The sequence below is a fragment of the Deltaproteobacteria bacterium genome (assembly GCA_028818775.1).
Lineage (GTDB): Bacteria > Desulfobacterota > Binatia > UBA9968 > JAJDTQ01 > JAJDTQ01.
Map to the genome: position 1 here is coordinate 1 of JAPPNE010000034.1, position 5,254 is coordinate 5,254.

Below are 5,254 nucleotides of genomic sequence, written 5' to 3' on the forward strand. Positions count from 1 at the left end.
CGAGCTCGTTGGCCGTGCGCCCGGTTCCCCTGGCGGCGTTCTCGAACCGCTCCCATTGCTCGGGGAGCACGCGGATGCGCCGGCTCAGCGCACGGTCGGTCGTTTCGGTCATGGCTGGATCTCGATTTCGTTCGGTTTTCTGAGGCAAACCAGCCTCTTTCCTGGCGATTTCCGCAAGGGACGAGGCCGTTTCGGGCGAGAACTCTACCGCGTTCCCGCTCGCGGCGAGACCGTTCGGCGGGCGCTGCGCATCGGAACGGAAGGCCGGGCGGGTGACGAGGCCTGTCACAGAACGCGGAGCGCTAGGCAAACTGGTGACAGTGTAGTTGGTGAAAGTCCGACAGGAAGGAGAAGGTGAGCCACCACTTCCACCCCGAGTCATGGGCTGTCGCCCGCGAGGGCGGGGGTCAAGCATTGACAGGGGCGCGTGTGGGCAGGGCTATTGAGCGCCGAAAGTTTGAAATTCTGTACCCGACATCGCGCTCGGGTCATCCCCCTCCTTCAGTCACCTGCGGTTTTCGCACATCGCGCGGACCGTGCGTTCGGCGCCTTCGGCGCAGGCGAGCAGTGCGCGCTGTTGCTCGGCTCGAGGCGCGGTCCGCGCGAAGTCCTCCCATTCGAGGTTCCCGGCGCCTGCTCGCCGCGCCGCCGCCTTCGTCCATCCGATCAGCATCCTCCCGCACCCGGCGCTTGCGTCGCAGAGCTGCCTCGCCTCGGCCTCGCCGATCACGTCTGCGGCGTCCTTTCCGTTGCCTGCGGCGACTGCTACCGCCAATTCCTTCACGTACGCGATGTCTTCGGCGGCGGCCCCCGCGGGGCGCTCCGCGCCCGCGGTGTCGAGCGGGCTCCCATAGCGCGCGAGGTGCACGGGGCGCGCGCCTGCGGGGCACGCGATCTGCGGCGTCCAACCTTCGGTCACCCCTCCTTCGAAGCACAGGACGCTCCGGATCCCTGCGGCTGCGAGCGGCGCGGTCATGCTTTCGATGAGCCTTGCCGCACCTGGCGGCGCCGGTTCCCGGGCGAAGCGGTCCGCGTGTAGCCATAGCACAGTGCGGGTCCCCGCAGCGTGCATTGCGCGTGCGGCGTAGCGCGCGCCGAAGTCGCCCTCGTCGTTCGCGCACAGTTCGGCGTCGATCGCCGCGAGGTTCGCTTCTGGATACTCTCGCCCGTTTCGACCCGCAGCGACCATGTGCACCCACATTTCGATGCTCCCGAGCATCGGCTCGTTCTCGGCCAGCGGCCCGCCGAGTTCGACGAGCTGCGGGAGCGCGTCCCCGGCGCCGATCTCGCTTCCCGTGTCGAGCGCGAGGTGGGCGGCAGCCCACATCGCCATGTCGTCGGCGCTGACCACCGCTGCGTCCTGGCCGGCAGCCAGCGCTTCACGAATTGCCCCGGCTGAGGCTTGCTCAGCGCGGTGCGCGTACTTGGTCTCGTCTCTCATGTTCTTTATCCTCTTCGCGCACAGGTGGTGCCAGCACGCTGGCCGGCGGGTGTCTGTCTGACGCGATCCACCCACCGTTACCCGTTGCTCTCCGACGCCATCGGCTGAGTCGGTTGCACGCCGCCTGGACCTAGGGCGGTTGTTCCAAATGAACCACTACCCATCCGACGCCTTTGTCGCGCCGGCGCGGGGACGTAGTATGCAGTCGGCCCCGCCACACCGTCAGGAGGCTCACCACGTGTCGACACCCTCTCCCCGCAAGGCCACCGCGCTCAAGAAAGCGATGACCAAGACCCAGATGATCGCCTCCCTCTCCGAATCCACGGGCGTGTCGAAGAAAGACGTCGCCGCCGTGCTCGACGACCTGGGCATTCTGATCGAGCGTCATATCAAGAAGCGCGCCGTCGGCACCTTCACCCTGCCCGGCCTGCTGAAGATCAGGCGCGTGCGCAAGCCCGCCCGCAAGGCGCGGACGATGATCTCGCCGCGCACGGGCGAGGAGATCGAGGTCCCGGCCAAGCCGGCCTCGTCGGGGATCAAGCTCCAGCCTCTCTCGGTCCTCAAGCGGATGGTCGAATAGGCCGCTTCCCTCCCTTCGGCCGGGGGGCAGCGCCCACGTCGCGAGCTGCGTCCCGCTGCGAGTGGATGGCCATCGTCGAATACGGCCCCCGATCCGTCGGCGGGTATCCGGCGTTCTCCTCACAAGAGTTCGATGTCCGTCGCCTGGAGACCGCGCTTGTCCTGCGTCACCAACACGCTCACGCGCTGGCCCGGCTCCGGTGGCCCCAGCCCCGCCCGGCCAAGCACGCTGCCGTGCAGGAACACGTCGCGGCCGCCGTCGTCGGGCACGACAAAGCCATAGCCCTTCTCGGCGTTGTAGAACTTGACCGTGCCGCGCCGCTCCTCCTCCAGTCCGCCATGGCCGTCGTCGCGCCCGTACTCTCGGGCGCCATGCCCCGGCAGGGGTGGCACGTTCGCCGTCTCGACGGCGATGATGGAGGACACCGCCGGACCCCGCCGGTCCTCCGCCACCTCGCAGATGACGCTCGCCCCATCCGGAAGCGTCTCGTAACCCGCGCGCTCGACCGCCGAGAGGTGGCAGAACACATCCTCCGAGCCGTCGACGGGCGTCAGGAAGCCGAAGCCCTTCGCCGGAGAGAACCACTTCACGATTGCCGTAAGACGGCGCCCGGGGGGCGGAGCCTGTTCGACGGACGCAGGGCCGTGCGCCCCGCGCGCAGGCCCGCCGCTGCCTGTCTCGCCCGAGGACGCGGTCGAGGCATCGACTGCATGGATCCGCCAGACTTGCGGACCCTGCCGGCCCTCGACCACCTCGCAGGTGACGATCGCGCCCTCGGGAAGCGTGAGCCAGCCCGCACGGCCCACCGCCGATGCATGGCAGAAGACGTCGCGCGAGCCGTCCACGGGTGCGAGGAAGCCGAACCCCTTCACGGGGTCGTACCACTTGACCGCCGCAGTCACCTCTGCGCCGGGGGGCGTTCCTGAGCCGCTTACCTGCATCCTGACCGACCTGCCTTCGATGTGCTGCCGGACCCGCCGCGCGGCGGGGTATGTGGCGCTCTTTGAACACCGGCCACTCCCGACCGGGCGCCCATGATAACGACGGCCGGCGCGGGGCAACAGATTTGGTGTGCTCCCTGTCGGTGTGCTGCCCGGTGCATCCCGGTGGCGAGGCACCGGCGCCCGCCCGCCTGCCGGCCTCGCGCCCGGCGCGCTCGCCGACGCCGCTCCGGTGCTCGCACGCCAACGAGAGGCAGAGGATGGCCGTGACCGGGGCGGCGGGGGCGGGCTTCCGGAGAGAGGCCGCCCCGCCGCTTCCAACCATCCACCAGACGGAGGGCGTCATGCAGATCGGCGGCGTGCAGCGCGGCAATACCGAAACCTTCCTCGTCCATATATTCGGGCGCGGCCTCGAGGACGACCGCTACGTCGTCGAGCGCTTCCGCTCGGCGGCCGACGGCGCGATCACCCCCGTGCCGACCGCCGCGCCCCCCACGCGGGGGAAGAAAAGGCGCCGGCCCCGGCATACCGTCACCAGCTTGTCCAACGTCACGAAGATGCGGCCCGCGCGCGACGAGATCATCGTGTGCACCGCCGTCAATCTCGAAGACAGCGGCATCCAGCTGTGGGGTGAATTCAGTTGTGGCTTCCTGGCCCAGGGCAGGCATCGCTGAGCGGCGACTGCGGGGGCGTCCGGCCGGACCGTGTTTCTGCCGGACGCCCCCCGACTGCGCAGCATGGAAGGGAGGAGAACCAGCCGTGCCCTACAAGCATCGCGATGACGAACGCGCCTCCCGGCGACGGTGCTACCGGCGCCAGCGCGCAGAGCGGATCGCCGCGGGGTGCTGTACGAAGTGCGGACGCCGCGCCCCGGAGCCCGACCGCACCCTGTGTGCCGAATGCAACCGCAAGCGCCGCGCGGCCGACCGGGCGCGATACGCACGGGCCAGGGCCCAGGGCCTTCTCTACGGCGGCAAGTGTGCCGAGGCCCGCCGCAAAAATGCCCGCGCCACGTCGAAGCGCCGCTACGAGGCGCGCTCGGCAGCGGGTTTGTGTGCCAAATGTGGGTGCCGCCCTCCGGCAGAGGGACGCACCAGGTGCAAGGCCTGTCTCGCCCGCCGCAATGCGGCCGAGCGGGATCAGTGGAACCGTCGTCGCGCCAGCGGCGCCTGTGGAAAGTGCGGGGCGCCCTCCGGGGGCGCCGCGCGCTGCGGCACGTGCGCCGCCGCCCAGACCTACAACCCCGAGACGAAGAACGCAGCCGCAAGGCGCAGGTACTGGCGCCGCAGGGCCGTTTCGAGGTGTACGGAGTGCGGAGCATATTCGGCGGGGGCATCGCGCTGTGTCCCCTGCGCGCGGCGGTCCTACCTGCGCTCCGGCGAGCACCGCGGCTTGCCCACGGCACCTGCGAGCTTCCGGGTCGTGGTGATCGACACCGGCGAGGACCTGGGCTGCTGGGAGTCCGAAGCCGAACTGGCGGCCTGCCTCACCTTCTCCCGGCTCTCGCCGGAGGACGTCGAGATCGTGGGCGATGTGCCCGTCATAACCAGCATCACGGCCTGGACGTAGCAGACGCGGGGCACCGAGGCGGCGCCACCGCCAACGCCAGCCCCGCAGGCGCCGGTGCGGGCCGCGATGGCAGAGGTAGTGAAGAGCTTGGAAGAGGATGAACGGAGGGTGGATCGAGAAGAGGTCCCCAGGCCGTTCGTCAACCATCGTCATCAACCTGGAACTCAGGAGACAAGACAATGTTCGGACTCAATCAGGCTCAGCTCATCGGCCGGCTCGGCGCAGATGTCACCATCGCCAACCTCGCCTCCGGCGGCCGCGTCGCCAATATGTCGGTGGCGACCGACGAAAGTTTCATCGAGAAAAATTCCGGAAGCCGCGTGGAGAAGACCGAGTGGCACCGCGTCACCTCGTTCCAGCCCGGCCTCGTCGACATGCTGGAGCGGCACGCCAAGAAGGGGCGCCTCGTCTACGTCTCCGGCAAGCTGCAGACCAGGAAGTGGCGCAAGGAGGGCGAGGACTCCGACCGCTACTCCACCGAGATCATCCTCGTGCCGGGCTCGCGCATCCAGTTCCTGGATCGGCCCGTCGGCACCAACGGCAACACCGCCCAGGCAGCCAACGGCGAGGCGATGTCGGCCGACGAAGCACCCGTCGACGCGCCCGACCAGTTCTGAGCCGGCCCCTCCCTCCGGCTCACCGGGGGCCGACCCCGCGCCGCTCCCCGCGCGCGGGTCGGCCCCTTCGTCTTGCCAACCACCAGGACGCGGCGCGCCCCTGCGC

The 5,254-nt window shown here is 69.5% G+C and carries 6 protein-coding genes and 1 pseudogene; 4 read left to right on the forward strand and 3 right to left on the reverse strand.

The annotated features are described in order from the left end of the window. Positions 1 to 505 precede the first annotated feature (505 nt). Positions 506 to 1,441: a hypothetical protein gene (locus tag OXU42_02715; protein MDE0028300.1), complete on the reverse strand. Its 936-nt coding sequence runs from the start codon at positions 1,439 to 1,441 to the stop codon at positions 506 to 508. Between the two features lie 283 nt (positions 1,442 to 1,724). Between OXU42_02715 and OXU42_02720 the strand changes: the two genes are divergently transcribed. Next, complete coding sequence (locus OXU42_02720; protein ID MDE0028301.1) at positions 1,725 to 2,021, forward strand: HU family DNA-binding protein; 297 nt, start codon at positions 1,725 to 1,727, stop codon at positions 2,019 to 2,021. A gap of 119 nt (positions 2,022 to 2,140) precedes the next feature. Here OXU42_02720 and OXU42_02725 read toward each other — a convergent pair whose 3' ends face one another. Then, positions 2,141 to 2,773, reverse strand: a complete 633-nt coding sequence (locus OXU42_02725; GenBank protein ID MDE0028302.1) for a cold shock domain-containing protein — start codon at positions 2,771 to 2,773, stop codon at positions 2,141 to 2,143. After that, positions 2,747 to 2,962 (reverse strand): annotated as a pseudogene (locus OXU42_02730) (cold shock domain-containing protein). Before OXU42_02730 ends, OXU42_02725 begins: the two are co-directional and overlap by 27 nt. Before the next feature lie 344 nt (positions 2,963 to 3,306). Between OXU42_02730 and OXU42_02735 the strand changes: the two are divergent. The 3 genes from OXU42_02735 (at position 3,307) to ssb (ending at position 5,148) form a co-directional block, all read left to right on the forward strand. After that, positions 3,307 to 3,636 (forward strand): hypothetical protein, encoded by a 330-nt coding sequence (locus tag OXU42_02735; GenBank protein ID MDE0028303.1) that lies wholly within the window; start codon positions 3,307 to 3,309, stop codon positions 3,634 to 3,636. Between the two features lie 718 nt (positions 3,637 to 4,354). Beyond that, on the forward strand, positions 4,355 to 4,531 hold the full coding sequence (locus OXU42_02740) for a hypothetical protein (protein MDE0028304.1): 177 nt from the start codon (positions 4,355 to 4,357) through the stop codon (positions 4,529 to 4,531). 179 nt (positions 4,532 to 4,710) lie between these two features. After that, positions 4,711 to 5,148 carry a single-stranded DNA-binding protein gene (gene ssb / locus OXU42_02745; protein ID MDE0028305.1) on the forward strand — a complete coding sequence of 146 codons (438 nt, stop codon included), beginning with the start codon at positions 4,711 to 4,713 and terminating at the stop codon, positions 5,146 to 5,148. Positions 5,149 to 5,254 lie beyond the last annotated feature (106 nt).

What these genes read in the sequence shown, in the direction of transcription:
- OXU42_02715 (MDE0028300.1), bottom strand. Translation starts at nt 1,441, where the DNA reads ATGAGAGACGAGACCAAGTACGCGCACCGCGCTGAGCAAGCCTCAGCC.
- ssb (MDE0028305.1), top strand. Translation starts at nt 4,711, where the DNA reads ATGTTCGGACTCAATCAGGCTCAGCTCATCGGCCGGCTCGGCGCAGAT.
- OXU42_02735 (MDE0028303.1), top strand. Translation starts at nt 3,307, where the DNA reads ATGCAGATCGGCGGCGTGCAGCGCGGCAATACCGAAACCTTCCTCGTC.
- OXU42_02720 (MDE0028301.1), top strand. Translation starts at nt 1,725, where the DNA reads ATGACCAAGACCCAGATGATCGCCTCCCTCTCCGAATCCACGGGCGTG.